At 67.7% G+C, this 15,853-nt stretch carries 15 protein-coding genes; 11 read left to right on the top strand and 4 right to left on the bottom strand.

Annotation, left to right across the window (positions count from 1 at the left end; genetic code table 11):
* The first annotated feature begins 364 nt into the window (after positions 1 to 364).
* The 3 genes from NS6_RS07210 (at position 365) to NS6_RS07200 (ending at position 2,496) form a co-directional block, all read left to right on the top strand.
* Complete coding sequence (locus NS6_RS07210; RefSeq protein ID WP_245669171.1) at positions 365 to 1,243, top strand: helix-turn-helix domain-containing protein; 879 nt, start codon at positions 365 to 367, stop codon at positions 1,241 to 1,243.
* A 57-nt stretch (positions 1,244 to 1,300) separates the two neighbouring features.
* Positions 1,301 to 1,708, top strand: a complete 408-nt coding sequence (locus NS6_RS07205; RefSeq protein WP_068038403.1) for a DoxX family protein — start codon at positions 1,301 to 1,303, stop codon at positions 1,706 to 1,708.
* 335 nt (positions 1,709 to 2,043) lie between these two features.
* Positions 2,044 to 2,496 carry a universal stress protein gene (locus tag NS6_RS07200; RefSeq protein ID WP_068038478.1) on the top strand — a complete coding sequence of 151 codons (453 nt, stop codon included), beginning with the start codon at positions 2,044 to 2,046 and terminating at the stop codon, positions 2,494 to 2,496.
* A 123-nt stretch (positions 2,497 to 2,619) separates the two neighbouring features.
* Here the strand turns inward: NS6_RS07200 and NS6_RS07195 are convergent, their stop codons facing one another.
* Entirely contained in the window at positions 2,620 to 4,953 is a 2,334-nt protein-coding gene (locus NS6_RS07195; protein ID WP_084470797.1) for a HelD family protein, read from the bottom strand.
* A 147-nt stretch (positions 4,954 to 5,100) separates the two neighbouring features.
* Positions 5,101 to 6,435, bottom strand: coding sequence for a sensor domain-containing diguanylate cyclase (locus NS6_RS07190; RefSeq protein WP_068038401.1), 1,335 nt, complete (start codon positions 6,433 to 6,435; stop codon positions 5,101 to 5,103).
* A gap of 650 nt (positions 6,436 to 7,085) precedes the next feature.
* Here NS6_RS07190 and uvrA point away from each other — a divergent pair.
* Positions 7,086 to 10,133 (top strand): excinuclease ABC subunit UvrA, encoded by a 3,048-nt coding sequence (gene uvrA, locus NS6_RS07185; RefSeq protein WP_068038398.1) that lies wholly within the window; start codon positions 7,086 to 7,088, stop codon positions 10,131 to 10,133.
* Positions 10,134 to 10,406: 273 nt separating this feature from the next.
* Here the strand turns inward: uvrA and NS6_RS07180 are convergent, their stop codons facing one another.
* A complete protein-coding gene (locus tag NS6_RS07180; protein ID WP_068038395.1) occupies positions 10,407 to 10,748 on the bottom strand; it encodes a DUF1844 domain-containing protein in 342 nt (113 codons plus the stop codon).
* Between the two features lie 72 nt (positions 10,749 to 10,820).
* Positions 10,821 to 11,351 carry a DinB family protein gene (locus tag NS6_RS07175; RefSeq protein WP_068038392.1) on the bottom strand — a complete coding sequence of 177 codons (531 nt, stop codon included), beginning with the start codon at positions 11,349 to 11,351 and terminating at the stop codon, positions 10,821 to 10,823.
* A 353-nt stretch (positions 11,352 to 11,704) separates the two neighbouring features.
* On the opposite strand from NS6_RS07175, the gene infC reads away from it, so the two are divergent.
* From infC to NS6_RS07140, 7 genes are all read left to right on the top strand, one after another.
* On the top strand, positions 11,705 to 12,331 hold the full coding sequence (gene infC, locus NS6_RS07170; protein WP_068038473.1) for a translation initiation factor IF-3: 627 nt from the start codon (positions 11,705 to 11,707) through the stop codon (positions 12,329 to 12,331).
* A 139-nt stretch (positions 12,332 to 12,470) separates the two neighbouring features.
* Positions 12,471 to 12,665 (top strand): 50S ribosomal protein L35, encoded by a 195-nt coding sequence (gene rpmI, locus NS6_RS07165; RefSeq protein WP_033245213.1) that lies wholly within the window; start codon positions 12,471 to 12,473, stop codon positions 12,663 to 12,665.
* A 112-nt stretch (positions 12,666 to 12,777) separates the two neighbouring features.
* The gene (gene rplT, locus NS6_RS07160) at positions 12,778 to 13,158 is read left to right on the top strand and encodes a 50S ribosomal protein L20 (RefSeq protein ID WP_033245214.1); all 381 of its coding nucleotides are present in this window, start codon (positions 12,778 to 12,780) and stop codon (positions 13,156 to 13,158) included.
* Positions 13,159 to 13,292: 134 nt separating this feature from the next.
* Complete coding sequence (locus tag NS6_RS07155; RefSeq protein ID WP_068038389.1) at positions 13,293 to 13,637, top strand: ArsR/SmtB family transcription factor; 345 nt, start codon at positions 13,293 to 13,295, stop codon at positions 13,635 to 13,637.
* Positions 13,627 to 14,100, top strand: coding sequence for an SRPBCC domain-containing protein (locus NS6_RS07150; RefSeq protein WP_068038386.1), 474 nt, complete (start codon positions 13,627 to 13,629; stop codon positions 14,098 to 14,100). Before NS6_RS07155 ends, NS6_RS07150 begins: the two co-directional genes overlap by 11 nt.
* Before the next feature lie 51 nt (positions 14,101 to 14,151).
* Entirely contained in the window at positions 14,152 to 14,994 is an 843-nt protein-coding gene (locus tag NS6_RS07145) for an alpha/beta fold hydrolase (protein ID WP_068038383.1), read from the top strand.
* A complete protein-coding gene (locus NS6_RS07140; RefSeq protein ID WP_068038381.1) occupies positions 14,987 to 15,823 on the top strand; it encodes a TrmH family RNA methyltransferase in 837 nt (278 codons plus the stop codon). Before NS6_RS07145 ends, NS6_RS07140 begins: the two co-directional genes overlap by 8 nt.
* Positions 15,824 to 15,853 lie beyond the last annotated feature (30 nt).

The raw sequence follows: 15,853 nt of genomic DNA, 5'->3' as shown, positions 1-15,853 counted from the left end.
CCACGTGCGCCCATGAGGGCGAACCCATGGACCCGGTGCCCCGGTGCCGGCCGGTGCCGGGGACAGAGGTGCAGCGTGCCCGATGTTTCCGGTGCCGTCACCACAACCTGCTTCGCCAGGGCCCGGCCACGACCCCCATCGCGAGAGGCGGCATCCGTACGGAATCGCCGCACTGCGGCTTCGGCCCGGCACGGAGGTCGGGCGCGGCCGCCCCGGGTCCGGGCGCCCCCGGCCCGGCGGCGCCTGGCCCACCGCACTCCAGTACTACAGGCCCCTGTGCGCCGGCACCCTGCTCACCGCGGGCGGGCATGCCGGCCGGGTGGCGCCCGGCCGCTCCTGGGCGAGGGCGTGCGAGGACCGCGTCGTGAGCGGCCCGGAACCCGCTGTGCGCGCGGCGCCCGGGGCGGACGACCGGAAGGCGATTCTGCATCCTCATGAGCAGGAGCGCTATCGCACGCTCGAACGGTTGGCGGTCGGCCCGGCGGTGGACGAGTACGTCGAGTGGTATTGGGCCGTGCGCTGGGATTTGCGCGGGCGCGTGCCCTACTTCGCCGAGGTGCTTCCGTTTCCGTGTGTGCATCTCACCTTCGAACGGGACGGCGATCGTTTCGGGGGATTCGTCAACGGTGTGTGTACCCGGAAATACGTTCGGGAGCTCGCCGGTCGCGGGGAGACCTTCGGGGTGCGGTTCCGGCCCGGTGGGTTCGGGGCGTTCACCGGTCTCGATGTCGGGGGGCTGCGGGACCGGGCCGTGCCCGCGGCCGAGGTACTGCCCGATATCGGTGATCTTGCCGATCGGGTGCTGGCCGCGCCCGCCGATGCCGAGCGGCGCCGGTTGGTAGAGGGTTATCTGCGCACCCGCACGCGGCGCGACGATCCGACCTACCGGCTCGTGCTGCGGATCGCGGCGGCGATGGCGCAGGATCCGGAACTCACCCGGGTCGATCAGGTCACCGAGCGGTTCGGTATTTCGGCGCGGACCTTGCAGCGGCTGTTCCGCCGGTATATCGGTGCGGGGCCGAAATGGGTGTTGCGCCGGTACCGGCTCCAGGACGGCGCGGATCTACTGGCCCGCGGCCGCATCGCCGATCTCGCCGCGCTCGCCGCCGACCTCGGATATTTCGATCAGGCGCATTTCACCCGCGAGTTCACCGCGGAGGTCGGAATGGCGCCGCTGGAATATGCCAAGAATTCGTTACGCTCACGCGATGAGGTGACTTCCAAGGTGCTGCCTGCCTCATAATCGAATTCCGGATTCGACATGTAAGCGGTACCCGTCGGCGAAAGCGAGGAGCTGCACATGGATGTCGTGGTATTGATCGGCCGGGTGATGTTCGTCATCCTGTTTCTGAGCTCGGCGCTGGGGCATTTCACCCAGACGAAAGCCATGGCCGGCTACGCGCAGGCCAAGGGGGTGCCCATGCCGGAGATGGCGGTGCGGGTCTCGGGTGCGCTCATGTTGCTCGGGAGTATCAGCATTCTGCTGGGTATCTGGGCGGACTTGGGAGCGTTGCTGTTGCTGGTGATGATCGTGCCCACGATGATCATGATGCACAGTTTCTGGAAGGAAACCGATCCGGAGGCAACGCAGTCGGAGACCATTCAGTTCAACAAGGATCTCGCCCTCGCGGGTGCCCTCGTGATGCTGTTCGGTTTTTTCGCGCACACCGAGGAATTGGGGCTGACGATTACCGGTCCACTGTTCTAGTAGAGGTCCGTATTCGGTAATTCGGTCGTCCGGTGCCGGTTGCGCCGGACGGGCTGTGAGGAAAATCCCACGGCGCCAATGGTGTTCGCTCTTCTTGTGACCTGTCACATGTTCGACCGTGTGGTGGCGGGAACATCCAGGTAGACGCGGCCGCCGCCGCTCCGGGGAGCGGAAATGTGAAACGCTGATGCCGCTACGACGCACTGTGATGTCGAACGAATCAGGTTACTCGGGCCTCGGATACGGCTATGGTCTACGCAGTCGCTGCGCCGTTGCCGACTTTCCGGCAGCGTTCGGCGCAGCCGCGTTTATACCCCGCACAGTTGGAGGAGAGAATGACCGCCTACCGGACCATTGTCGTCGGTACCGACGGCTCGGACTCGTCGTATGTCGCCGTGGAAAAGGCCGCCGCATTGGCGGGAGCCGCGGGTTCGACACTGATCCTGGCCTGCGCCTACTACCCGACCGACGACCGTGACGTCGCCGCCGCGAGCGATATGCTCAAGGACGAGGCGTACCAGGTTCGTGGTTCGGCGCCCACCAACGAGATCCTGCGTACCGCGCGGGATCGGGCCGTGGCGGCGGGTGCCAAGGAGATCGTCGAGAAGCCGATCGTCGGCGAACCGGTCGAATCCCTGCTGGACCTGGTCAAGGAAACGCAGGCCGATCTGCTCGTGGTCGGCAATCGGGGCCTGAACACGCTGGCCGGGCGGTTGCTGGGTTCGGTGCCATCCGATGTGGCGCGTAAATCGAAATCCGATGTCCTGATCGTGCATACGGTGCGCTGAGCCGCGCATCGGTCGCGATTCGCCCCGCCCGGAACATCCTCCGGGCGGGGCGTTCGCATATCGGGGCCGGCCGGCCGAGTACCCGGCCCGGCACGGCCGAACCCGATCGGCCGGGGACCCGGATCAGCGTGCGAGGCGGTGCAGCTCGGGTGGGAGATCGGTGCTGTGCACCACGGTGAGCTGCTGGGTCGCGCGAGTCAAGGCGACGTACAGATCATTGCGGCCGCGTGGTGAATCAGCGATCACCGCGCTCGGTTCCACCAGATACACCGCATCGAATTCCAGGCCCTTGGCCTCGGTCACCGTGAGTACCCGTACCGATTCGCCGGCCAGATGGGCGAGCTCGCCGATGTTCGCGGCCGGGGCCAGTACTGCCGTGGTACCCGGCCCCTGCTGCTCGGCGAGCAGGCCGGCCAGAGTGTCTGCGATCTCCGCCGCGGCCACCCGATGCGCCCGCGGTGCGCGACCCGTCTCCCGGACAGAGCGCGGCATCTGGGCGGTGGGGTCTATGGCGGACAGTACATCCGCCGCGATCGCCATGATCTCGGCCGGTGTTCGGTAGTTCACCGTGAGCTCGGTCCGTTTCCAGCGTTTGGCCACATACGGTTCCAGCATCTGCGCCCACGAATGCGCACCCGCCGGGTCGCCGGTCTGCGCGATATCCCCCACCACGGTGACCCACCGGTTCGGGATCCGGCGCATCACCATGCGCCAGGCCATTTCCGACAGTTCCTGCGCCTCGTCCACGATCACATGCCCGTAGGTCCAGCTGCGGTCGCCTGCCGCGCGTTCGGCAGTGGTCTGCCGGTTGCGGACCTGCTGGCGCTCGGCGAGCTGGCTCGCATCGATCAGGTCGTAGGCCATCAGGATTTCCGGGTCGAGTTCGTCCTCGAGGTCCTGCGGGGCCGAACCCGTCAGGATGTCCAGGGCGTCCTGCGCCTCGGCCAGCTGGGCGCGCCAGCGCCGCCGTGCGCGTTCACGTTCCTCCGCGTCGTCGGTGCCCAGGAGTTCGGCCAGCTCGTCCAGCAGTGGCGCGTCGGCGGCACTGAACTCGCCTGTTCCGGTGCGCAGGAGTTCGGCGCGGTCGGCCGGGTCGAGGATTTTGCCGGCGGCCCGGTCGAGCCGCCCGGGGTCGGCGAGAAGGTCGCCGAGGACCTGCTGCGGGGTGAGGAGCGGCCACAGTTCGGTCAGCACCCGGGTGACCGTGGCATCGGCGCGCAGTTCATCGCTGATCTCGCTGAGATCGGCGGCGCTGAGCAGGCTGCGGCCACCACCCAGGGGGTCGGCGCCCATGGTCTGCGCCAACTGGTCGGTGAGCGCTTCGATCACCATCGATACGAAGATCGGCCGGGCCAGATTGTGGGGGCGGCGCGAGGAGCGGGCCCGGCCTCGGGCCCGGGTCACGATCTTGCGGTCCAGGGTCACCGGATAGCCGTCGAAGGTCAGGGTGATGGGTTCGCGGGGCACCTCCTGACGGTCGCGGACAGCGTTCTTCAGAACGTCCAGAACCTGCAGCGATCCCTTGAGCTCACCGGCCCGCAGCGTATCTTCCAGGGTCGCCTTCACACCCGGATACAGATCGCCGATGGTGGACAGCAGTACCCCGGTCTCACCGAGGGACGGCAGAACCTGGCCGATGTAGTCGAGGAAGGTGGCATTGGGGCCGATGATCAGCACACCGCTCTTCGCCAGCTGCTGGCGATAGGTATAGAGCAGGTATGCGGCACGGTGCAGCGCGACCGCGGTCTTACCGGTCCCCGGCCCGCCCTGGACCACCAGAACGCTCTTGTGCTCGGCGCGAATGATCGCGTCCTGTTCGGTCTGGATGGTTTCCACGATGTCGGACATATGCCCGGTGCGCGCCGCGTTCAGGGCCGCGAGCAGCGCGCTCTCACTGCCGACCCCGCCGTCGGAGGCCGTGGCGCCGGCGCGGCGGGCGGCGTCGAGATCGAGATACTCGTCGTTGACCGCGGTCACCCGGCGGTTGCGGGAGCGGATATGACGCCGGCGGGCCACCCCGTCGGGGGCGGCGGTGGTGGCCAGGTAGAACGGCCGGGCCAGCGGAGCGCGCCAGTCCAGGAGCAGGGTTTCGTAGTCGTTGTCCTCGTCGAGGATGCCGAGGCGGCCGATATAGCGTTGTTCGGGACCTTCGTCGCCGTCGGTGATATCGATCCGGCCGAAGCACAGGCCGTGCTCGGCGGCGTCGTATTTGGCCAGATCCTCGGTGTAGAGCTGGCTGAACGATTCTCGTTCGGTGCGCGCCTGCGGGGTGCCGCCGGTCTCCAGCAGCACTGTGCGCAGCCGCTGGTCGGCGTAGGCGCGCATCTCGTCCAGCCGGTCGTACAGCACCGACAGGTGCGCCTGCTCCTGATCGATATCGCGGGTCGCCGCATCCGGCGGCGGTGACTCGGTGGAGTCCAGGGCGCCTATACGTTCCTGGGTGCGGTTGTCGGGCAAGTTCTGGCTCCTTCTCACCCACGGCGGGACAAGCTCGGCGGACACGAAACTGGGGTGCGCATGCGTTGCGGTCGGGCATGCACAGAGTTGTCGAGTCTACTGCGGGCTCCGGGGACATAGCGTTTTCCCCAGGTCGGTGGCCTGTTTTCAGGAGACGTTGCTGTTGTCGCTGCGGAGCCCGCGCCCACCGGTGGCGTCGCGGTGGCCCGGTGGTTTGGCCTCGTACATCGCGATATCGGCGTCGTGCAGTACCGCTTCCGGGGTGCGGGTATCGCCCGGTTCGAGCGCGGTGACCCCGATGGAGGCATTGACCGCGATCCGGTGCCCGCGCGCGACGATCGGTTCGGCCATGGCCGCACGCAGGCGCTGCACCAGCGGTTCGAGCTCTTCGTCACCCGGGCGCCCGGCCAGCAGGACGAGGAATTCGTCGCCGCCGAGCCGGCCTACGAGGTCCTCGGCACGCAGCGCGCGCAGCAACCGGTGGGCCACGATCCGCAGCACCGTATCGCCGATGGCGTGACCCATGGTGTCGTTGATCGATTTGAAGCCGTCCAGATCGATGAACATCACAGTGGACACCCGGCGGTGCGCCCCGCTGGCGGCCAGCGCCCCCGACAGCTGCGACAGGATCAGCGAGCGGTTGGCCAGGCCGGTGAGCGGGTCGTGGGTGGCCTGGTATTCGAGCTGGCGGCGGCCGGCCAGGTACTCGGTGATATCGGTGAACGAGCAGACCGCCGCCGCACCGGGCTCGTCGGAGGCCAGCAGGCGGCTCGAAACACTGAGCCAGCGGCGCCGGCCGTCCGGCCGTCCGATCGCGAAGACGAAGGCGGTGACCATTTCGCCGGTCGCGAGGGTCCGGGCGACCGGATGCCGAGCGGGGGGTAACGGTGCGCCGTTGGCGTCGAGCCACTCCACCGGCAGCTGGGCGATCCTGGTGCCGACTACCGGCATCTGTTCGTCGATGCCGAGAATGCGCCGGGCCGCCGGATTCGCGGAGCCGATGATGCCGTCCTGGTAGATGACGGCCACCCCCTCCTCGAGCTGCGCCACCACCGTGGTGAAGTGCTGTTCGGCGCGGCGCTGGGCGCGTTCGGCGCGGCGCTGCGCGGACAGGTCGTGCAGGACCACCTGGTAGGCCAGGCGATCGTGCCAGGCGGTGAGCACGGAGACCGTTTCCGCCGGAACCTCGCGGCCGTCCAGCGCCAGCAGAGTCATTTCGGTGGGTTCGGTGGCGACCCCGGCCGCGGTGAGGCCGGCGAGCCGCTCGTACATGGGCTCGCGGGAGTCCGGGTGGATGAAACGGGCGATGCGCTGCCCCAGGACCTCGGCGAGATTCTTCGCGCCGAGGAGCCGCAGGCACGCCGGGTTCGCATAGACCACGATGCCGCGTTCGTGGACGAAGATTCCGTCCGGGGAGTGTTCGACCAGGGAGCGGTACCGGTGCGCGAGTTGCTCGGCGGCGGAGGCCCTGCGATCTCCCATACCAACCCCCATCGTCGGTTGACCCGGACATTCAAACACGGCACTGCTGCGGCATCCACACACAGAGAACTCTTCCCGTGGGCAACATGCCTCCGATGATCACGTCACACCGTGTTCCCCGCGGTGCGCCGGGTGACCAGGGACCGGGCAGGGAAATGCTGTGCAAGACACCGGACTTCACCATCGATCTTATGTCGATCATCGGGATCCGTGCGGTCACCGGCCACAGCTCGTGCCATGAGACGCGTCGAGCGGGCCCACGCAGCGGTGCGGGCGGCGCGCCCCGCCGGCCCGGCGTGATCGGTGACACGCCCCGGCGACAGGCCCGGTTGACCTACCCTGGAATGGGAGTTGTCCGGCCCGCCCGTCGTCCTGCCGGAGCGCGCGGACAGTGTGCCGGCATACGCCGTGCAGTCCGCGGAGTCGCACCGTATCCGGCGCGGCGCGGCCGTTCGGCGAAACTTGTCGGTGGTCCGTCCTAGCATCACCGCGGGCCGATCCGCGGCCCGAGCCGAAAGACGACCGGATAGTAGTGGCCGTCCTCCGCGCCGCCACCCGTACCGGGCCGGTGGCAGCGGGCTCCAGCGGAACGACATCCCGGCGCGCCTGGAGGCGCGACGACGAAGCAGATACGAGAAGGGACCCACCTGGTGGCGGAACGCCTGACTGTCCGCGGTGCGCGGGAGCACAACCTCAAAGGGGTCGACATCGACCTGCCCCGCGACAGTCTGATCGTCTTCACCGGCCTGTCGGGGTCGGGGAAGTCCAGCCTGGCCTTCGATACGATTTTCGCCGAGGGGCAACGCCGGTACGTGGAATCGCTGTCCGCCTACGCCCGGCAGTTCCTGGGCCAGATGGACAAACCCGATGTGGACTTCATCGAAGGCCTCTCACCCGCGGTCTCGATCGACCAGAAATCCACCAACCGCAACCCCCGCTCCACCGTCGGCACCATCACCGAGGTACACGACTACCTACGTCTGCTCTATGCCCGCGCCGGTGTCCCGCACTGCCCGGTGTGCTCCGAACTCATCGCCAAGCAGACCCCGCAGCAGATCGTCGATCAGGTGCTCGCCATGGAGCCCGGGGTCCGCTTCCAGGTGCTCGCACCGGTGGTACGTACCCGCAAAGGTGAGTTCGTCGACCTGTTCGACCAGCTGAACTCGCAGGGTTATGCCCGGGTCCGGGTGGACGGGGTGGTGTATCCGCTCACCGATCCACCGAAGCTGAAGAAACAGGAGAAACACGATGTCGAGGTGGTGGTGGACCGCCTCGCCGTCAAACCGGCGGCCAAACAGCGGCTCACCGATTCCATCGAGACCGCGCTGCGCCTGGCCGACGGGATCGTCGTCCTCGATTTCGTGGACCGCGACGAACACGCCCACGATCGCGAACGCCGCTTCTCCGAGAAATTGGCCTGCCCGAACGGCCACGCCCTCGATATCGAGGATCTGGAACCGCGGTCGTTCTCTTTCAACTCGCCCTACGGAGCCTGCCCCGACTGCACCGGTCTCGGTATCCGCAAAGAAGTCGACCCCGAACTCGTCGTACCCGACCCGGAGCTGAGCCTGGCCGAGGGGGCGATCGCGCCGTGGTCGCGCGGGCAGAGCGCGGAGTATTTCGTGCGCCTGCTGTCCGGGCTGGCCGCCGCCCAGGGCTTCGATCTGGATACCCCGTGGCGCGAGCTATCGGCGCGGGCGCGGAAGGCTGTGCTGGAGGGCAGTTCGGATCAGGTCCATATCGTCTACACCAACCGGTACGGCCGGAAACGCTCCTATTACGCCGATTTCGAGGGTGTGATGCCGTTCCTGCAGCGGCGGCTGGACAATACCGAGTCCGAGCAGATGAAGGAGCACTACGAGGGCTATATGCGGGATGTCCCGTGCCCGGTGTGCAACGGCGCGCGGCTGCGGCCGGCGATCTTGGCCGTAACGCTTTCCGCGGGCGCGCAACGGAAATCCATCGCCGAGGTCAGTGAGCTCTCGATCCGCGACTGCGCACAGTTCCTGAACGCGCTGACTTTGGGGGAGCGGCAGGCGGCCATCGCCGGTCAGGTCCTCAAGGAGGTACAGGCCCGGCTGGGGTTCCTGCTCGATGTGGGCCTTGACTATCTGACCCTGTCCCGCGCCGCGGCCACGCTCTCGGGTGGGGAGGCGCAGCGGATCCGGCTCGCCACCCAGATCGGGTCCGGTCTGGTCGGGGTGCTGTACGTACTGGACGAACCGTCGATCGGGTTGCACCAGCGGGACAACCGCCGGTTGATCGAAACACTGACCAGGCTGAAGGAACTGGGCAACACCCTGATCGTGGTCGAGCACGACGAGGACACCATCCGCGCCTCGGACTGGGTCGTCGATATCGGCCCCTTCGCCGGTGAACACGGCGGTCAGGTGGTGCACAGCGGACCCTATTCGGAACTGCTCGCCGATCCTGCCTCGCTCACCGGCGCGTACCTCTCCGGCCGGGAGCGCATCGAGATCCCGATGATTCGGCGGCCGGTGAACAAGAAGCGGCGTGTCACCGTGGTCGGCGCCACCGAGAACAACCTGCGCGGTATCGATGTCGCGTTCCCGCTGGGCGTGCTCACCGCCGTCACCGGGGTCTCCGGATCCGGTAAATCCACACTGGTCAACGACATCCTGGCGACCGTGATGGCCAACAAACTGAACGGCGCGCGCCAGGTGCCGGGCCGGCACACCCGGGTCAACGGGCTGGATCAACTGGACAAGCTCGTGCGTGTGGACCAGTCGCCGATCGGCCGCACCCCGCGGTCCAATCCGGCCACCTACACCGGCGTGTTCGACAAGATCCGCACCCTGTTCGCCGCCACCACCGAGGCCAAGGTGCGCGGGTATCAGCCGGGGCGGTTCTCGTTCAATGTGAAGGGCGGCCGCTGCGAGGCCTGCTCCGGTGACGGCACCCTCAAGATCGAGATGAACTTCCTGCCGGATGTGTACGTGCCGTGCGAGGTCTGCCAGGGTGCCCGCTACAACCGCGAAACTCTCGAGGTGCACTACAAGGGCAGAACGATCGCCGAGGTCCTGGATATGCCGATCGAGGAGGCCGCCGAGTTCTTCGAACCGGTGACCTCGATCCACCGCTATCTGGCCACCCTCGTCGACGTGGGCCTGGGGTACGTGCGCCTGGGCCAGAGCGCCACCACCCTGTCCGGTGGTGAGGCACAGCGCGTGAAATTGGCGGCCGAACTGCAGAAACGCTCCAACGGCCGCACGGTCTACATCCTCGACGAGCCCACCACCGGCCTACATTTCGAGGACATCCGCAAACTGCTCGCGGTGATCAACGGCCTGGTCGACAAGGGCAACACCGTGATCGTCATCGAACACAACCTGGACGTCGTGAAAACCGCGGACTGGGTGATCGATATGGGTCCGGAGGGCGGGTCCGGCGGCGGAACAGTGGTCGGTGAGGGAACGCCCGAGGATATCGCCGCCACGCGCGGCAGCTATACGGGCGAGTTCCTGAAGGAGATCCTGGCGCAGCCCGCTGCCACGGGTCCGGCGCCGGATACCGGTGCGGTGAAACCGGATACCGCACCGGCGCGTAAGTCCGCGGCGAAGAAGGCGTCCCCGGCGAAGAAGACGGCCGAGGCGGCGGCATCTTCCGACAAGGCAGCGAAGTCGCCGGACGCGCAGAAGGCCAAACGACTGGCTCGTAAGGCGGCCGCGCTGCGCTGAGCGCAGCGCGCCTCGACGCGGCGGAGTCCCGGCGGTTTCGGTCCCGGGCCCGCCGCTCCGGGCCGGAGAACCTAGCGATCTTGCGCTGATGGTCCCGATCGGTGCTGTCGCCGCTGCGCCTCGCCTATCGGGTCGCCGGCGATGTCCGCGGCCGCGGTGTGCAGGACCGGTAGCGCCGGACCCGGGTATCGGGGACGCGAGGTCGGCGGGGACTCCCGGACGCCGGGGAGCCGGCCTTTACCCGTGCCTGCAGAGTGTGGCGAATGCGGCCCGTCAGTGGACCGGGCCGGTGTACTTCTCGCCGGGCCCGGCCCCCGGAGCGTCGGGTACGGCGGAACTCTCCCGGAAGGCCTTCTGCAGCGATTGCAGGCCCTCCCGTAGCGGACCGGCGTGCGGTCCGAGGTACTCCACCGATGCGGTGATCAGACCTGCCAGCGCGGTGATGACGCGCCGCGCCTCGTCCATATCCCGGCGCGGACTGTTGTCGGGATCGTCGTCGCTGAGCCCCAGCTTCTCCGCGGCCGAACTCATCAGCATCACCGCTGCCCGGCTGATCACCTCCACAGCGGGGATTTCGGCCAGTTCACGCACATCGCCCTCGGGCTGTTCGGTCATGCCGTTCAGCCTAAGCGCGCCGCACCGGTACCCGTGCCGGGGCCGGGAACGGATGTGCGCCGCGACTCGTTTCTACCGGCCCGCTGGTCCGGCCGCGCGCAGCATCCGCAACTGGCCGATCTCGGCCGCGTTCTTCAGCAGTTCCACATTGACCCAAGCCGCCAGATGGCCGACGGTGAGCCCCGCTTCGGCCGGCCACGGGTAGGAGGCGGCCTGGTCGAGCGCCGTGTCATCGCATCCGTCGAGAACTCGGAGCCACTGCGCGCGCAGTTCGTCGAGCCGGGCGAGTGCTGCCGCCGTATCGCCCGGCCAGTAGACCTCGGTGCGGTCGGGCACCGGTCGTTTCTCGGCGTGCGCGATCGCCGAACTCCACCACCAGTCGATATGCCAGGTCAGCCAGGCGATGGTGGTCACGGGGACCGGATCGGGCTCCGTTTCTGCGAAATCCGGGCGCCATCTCCCGTCGGCCCCGCGGTGGACCGTCCAGATCACCTCGGCAGGTGCCCAGTGGGTATCGTCGTCGGTCAGGGCGTCGAAATGCAGCCGGGACAACGACCAGATCAGATCGAACTGCCAGCGGAGTAGATCACGTCGGTTGCTCACGGGGGCCGAGCCTGGCAGGCCCGCAGGGGGAGGGCAACCGGTTTCCGAACCGGGTGCCGACCGGGCGATTCGTTCATCCGGCGCAGAACTGCTAAGCTCTTCGGCGACGACCGCCCCGGTCCTGTCCGGGGCAGACAAGTGGAGCCCGACTCCCACCGTTGCCGGCGAGTGATCGCCTGGTGAAACGGTCCGGTCACCCGCCCCTCGCGGCGGGACCACGGTCCCGGATGAACCGGGAGTGTGGCGCAGGTTTCGCACCTGCGTGGATCGGTCGACATCGGGCCCCGTCAGCGGTGAAATACCGTGGCGGGGCTTTCGTGTTGAACAAGGGGTTCATTGCGAGCGGTCGTCGGATGACACCGCTAGACCTAGGAGGCCCCATCAGCACTGAGACCCGCATCAACGATCGCATCCGTGTTCCCGAGGTCCGGCTCATCGGACCCGGCGGTGAACAGGTTGGGATCGTGCGTGTTGAAGATGCACTCCGCGTCGCCCTGGAGGCAGACCTGGACCTCGTAGAGGTCGCGCCGGACGCACGTCCACCGGTCTGCAAGATCATGGATTACGGCAAGTTCAAGTACGAGACCGCGCAGAAAGCGCGCGAGTCCCGGAAGAACCAGGTCCAGACCGTGATCAAGGAACAGAAGCTGCGGCCCAAGATCGACGATCACGACTACGAGACCAAGAAGCGCAATGTCGTGCGCTTCCTGGAAGCCGGGTCGAAGGTCAAGGTCACCATCATGTTCCGGGGACGCGAACAGTCCCGGCCCGAACTCGGTTTCCGGCTGCTGCAGCGGCTGGCCTCCGATGTGGCGGATTTGGGTTTCGTCGAGACCTCGGCCAAGCAGGACGGCCGCAACATGACGATGGTCCTCGCCCCGCACAAGGGTGCGAAGACGCGGGCCAAGGCTGCGGAGGATTCGGTCCGGTCGCAGCCCGGCAGCGCGGCTCCGAGCTCCGGTCGGCCGGTCGCGCAATAACAACGGCGTAGCCGTGAACACTGCGGCGCACCGCCGCACCCGCGGCGTACGCCGCAGCGATATTGCGTCGAGCCCGCAATAACGCTGATCAGTACACCTGGTCCGCCCCTGCGCGGGCACGACACAGATTGAGGTTGCCATGCCGAAGATGAAGAGCCACAGCGGCGCTTCGAAGCGTTTCAAGGTGACCGGTAAGGGCAAGCTGCGCCGTCAGCAGGCCAACCGCCGGCACCTGTTCGAGTACAAGTCCTCCCGCCGGACCCGTCGCCTGGAAGGCACGGAGGCCGTCGCTCCCGCCGACGTGCGCCGGGTGAAGAAGCTGCTGGGTATCTGATTTCCCGCACGGGGCAGATACCGTCCGGTACCGCCTACGCGACCGGACGCCGATGAACCGACCCACTCGGGTGCGCTAGAGCAGCACCCCCAAGATCGATTAGGACTGACCAGTGGCACGCGTCAAAAGGGCCGTCAACGCTCAGAAGAAGCGCCGTTCGATCCTCGAGGCCTCCAAGGGCTACCGTGGGCAGCGCTCGCGCCTGTACCGCAAGGCCAAGGAACAGCAGCTGCATTCGCTCACCTACGCCTACCGGGACCGCCGGGCGCGTAAGGGCGATTTCCGCAAGCTGTGGATCGCGCGTATCAACGCCGCGGCCCGCGCCAACGACATCACCTACAACCGCTTCGTGCAGGGCCTGAAGGCCGCCGGTGTGGAGGTCGACCGCAAGAACCTCGCCGAGCTGGCCGTCTCCGACGCCGAAGCGTTCGCCGGCCTGGTCGCCGTCGCCAAGGCTGCGCTGCCGGCCGATGTCAACGCCCCGGCCGCCTGAGTTGTAGTTCGGTTCCGGTCGTACTGTCCGGCAGGCTGAACAAAAGGCCCCTTCCTTCGGGAAGGGGCCTTTGTGCTGTTCGAGGGGTGCCGCCATGCTTGCGTCGTCAATGGTTCTGCGTAATACTTTGCCATATGGCTAAGTATTACGAGTCGCTGGACGGCGTGTTCGCCGCCCTGGCGGACCCGTCCCGGCGGGCGGTGGTCCAGCGACTCGGCGCGGGGCCCGCCAGCGTCGGCGAACTGTCCCGTGACCTGCCGATCACCCTGCCGTCGTTCATGAAACATATTCGTGTGCTCGAGGACAGCGGACTGATCCGGACGGTCAAGACCGGGCGGGTGCGCCGGTGCACGCTCGACCGCCAACGGTTCGCGTTGATCGACGGCTGGCTTGCCGAACAGCGTCGTACCTGGGAAGGCCGCACGGACCGCCTCGAACAATTCCTCCTCGAACCTCCGGAGCCCACCGATGAATCCTGACCTCGATCTCACGCTGCACCGCGTGATCCGCGCACCGCGTGCCCAGGTGTGGAACGCCTGGACCGATCCCGGCAGCTTGGCCCGATGGTGGCTGCCGGCCCCTGCCCGGTGCCGCGTCGAGCGGTTGGAAGTCCGCCCGGCCGGGGCCTTCGTGACCAGTATGAGCGAGCCAGGTGCCGATTTCGTTCCGCACCTGGATGGCTGCTTCCTGATCGCCGACGAGCACGAACGCCTCATCTTCACCACCGCGCTCGACAGCGGGCTGCGCCCGGCGGCCGGGGAAATTCTGATGACTGCCGAGATCAGCCTGCGCGATCATCCCGAGGGCACGGACTACCACGTTCTGGTCCGGCACGGTGATCCGGCCGCCCGCACCCGGCACCAGGAACTCGGCTTCGAATACGGGTGGGGGACGGTCACCGCTCAGCTTGCGGCGCTGGTCGAGAACGAGGCGGCCACGTAACCACGGGAAATTCATTCGCTTCCCGCCTGCGCCGACTGGCAGCCTTGCGGGATGCGTGAACAGTGGTTGCCGGCGCCGAGCGGGCTGCGGGTCTGCTACACGGATTTCGGCGGCTCCGGGATCCCGGTGCTGGCTCTGCACGGGACATTCGGCCGGGGACGGATTTTCGCCGGGCTGGCGCGTGAGCTTGCCGGTGTGGTCCGCATCATCGCACTGGATCAGCGTGGGCACGGTCGTACCGATCGGCGAGAAAGCTACACCTGCGACGATTTCGTCGCGGATGCTGCCGCGGTGGTGGAGCGGCTCCGGCTCGCACCGGTGGTGGTTCTCGGCCATTCCCGCGGTGGAATCACCGCCTATCAGCTCGCCGCGCGGCATCCGGAACTCGTTGCGGGGCTGATCATCGAGGATGTCGGCCCGGTGATGCGGCAGCCGGAGATCGCCGATCCCGTGCTGCCGGTGCGGGGCTGGCCTGCGGCGGCGCCGACCGAGGCAGATCTGGCGGCCGCGTTACAGGCGCGGGGAATCCCGGATGCGAGCTATTTCCTGCAGAGCGCCGTCCTGGCAGCGGATGGGCGGTGCCGATTCCTCTTCGACTGGGAAGACATGATGGCGGTGCAGCTCAGCGGCGTCGGTGACTGGTGGGCGGATTGGCTCGGCTCGGCATGTCCGGCGCTGGTCCTGCGCGGGGAACACAGCAGCATGCTGCCGGCGCGGCTTGCGACGCGGATGGCCGCGCAGCGGCCGGGTACCCGTCTCGTCGATATCGCAGGTGCCGGACACTGGGTCCACGACGATGCTCCACGCGCGATGGCGGCGGCCATCAGCGACTTCCTGGCGGACCCGGCAATGGGGGGCGGTCCGGGGCGGGTTCTACGATCTCCTGGTGGGTGACCGACAAGAACCGATAGACCTACGGAACTCGCGGGTGGTCGCGGCAGTGAAGCTGCACCGCGGTGCGGCGCGTAAGCGGGCGGGGAGGTTTCTCGCCGAAGGTGCCAACTCGGTAGGGGCGGCGCTCGATACCGGGCGAGTGCGGGAACTCTTCTACTCGGCCGACGGTGCCACCCGTGAGCATGCGCTGATCGCCGGTGCGGCGGCGGCCGGTGCGCGGACCACGCTCGTCACCGATCGAGCCGCGGCGGCACTGGGGGAGACGGTCACACCGCCCGGTCTGGTGGCCGTCTGCGATCTGGTGGATGTGCCGCTCGACCGGATCTTGCCGGCGGAGCCCGGCGCGGATACGCCCCGGATACTGGCGGTGCCGGTGGCCATGGCCGATCCGGGTAACGCGGGGACACTCATTCGGGTGGCCGACGCGGTGGGGGCGGATGCGGTGGTGCTGGCCGGTGACAGTGTCGACCCGCACAACGGGAAATGTGTCCGATCGTGTGCGGGCAGCCTGTTCCATGTGCCGATCGCGCGTGATCGTGAGACATATTCGGTGCTGGACCGGATCGAAGCGGCAGGTATCGCCACCGTGGCCACCGCGGCCGACGGCGAACTCGACCTCGAGGCCGCCGGGGAACTGTTCACCGGTCCGGTGGCGTGGCTGTTCGGCAACGAGGCGCACGGCCTCGACCCCGAGGTGGCGCGGCGGGCGCGGCACCGGGTCCGGATCCCGATCCACGGTCGAGCCGAAAGCCTCAATATCGCTGCGGCCGCCGCAATCTGCCTCTATGCGAATTCCCGGGTACGGCACGCTCCGGGATCGCAGACCTAGACCTCGGTGGCGGCGGCGCGGGCCGGTCGG

This window comes from Nocardia speluncae NBRC 108251 (assembly GCF_001613245.1).
Taxonomy (GTDB): Bacteria; Actinomycetota; Actinomycetes; order Mycobacteriales; family Mycobacteriaceae; genus Nocardia; species Nocardia speluncae.
Note: the sequence above shows the minus strand (reverse complement) of the source record. Positions and strands in the feature narration are given on the sequence as shown.

Bases quoted from the DNA above. Each gene is read 5' to 3' on its own strand.
- NS6_RS07205 (WP_068038403.1), top strand. From the start codon at position 1,301: ATGGATGTCGTGGTATTGATCGGCCGGGTGATGTTCGTCATCCTGTTT.
- NS6_RS07200 (WP_068038478.1), top strand. From the start codon at position 2,044: ATGACCGCCTACCGGACCATTGTCGTCGGTACCGACGGCTCGGACTCG.
- NS6_RS07190 (WP_068038401.1), bottom strand. From the start codon at position 6,435: ATGGGAGATCGCAGGGCCTCCGCCGCCGAGCAACTCGCGCACCGGTAC.
- NS6_RS07180 (WP_068038395.1), bottom strand. From the start codon at position 10,748: ATGACCGAACAGCCCGAGGGCGATGTGCGTGAACTGGCCGAAATCCCC.
- infC (WP_068038473.1), top strand. From the start codon at position 11,705: ATGACACCGCTAGACCTAGGAGGCCCCATCAGCACTGAGACCCGCATC.
- rpmI (WP_033245213.1), top strand. From the start codon at position 12,471: ATGCCGAAGATGAAGAGCCACAGCGGCGCTTCGAAGCGTTTCAAGGTG.
- NS6_RS07155 (WP_068038389.1), top strand. From the start codon at position 13,293: ATGGCTAAGTATTACGAGTCGCTGGACGGCGTGTTCGCCGCCCTGGCG.
- NS6_RS07150 (WP_068038386.1), top strand. From the start codon at position 13,627: ATGAATCCTGACCTCGATCTCACGCTGCACCGCGTGATCCGCGCACCG.
- NS6_RS07145 (WP_068038383.1), top strand. From the start codon at position 14,152: ATGCGTGAACAGTGGTTGCCGGCGCCGAGCGGGCTGCGGGTCTGCTAC.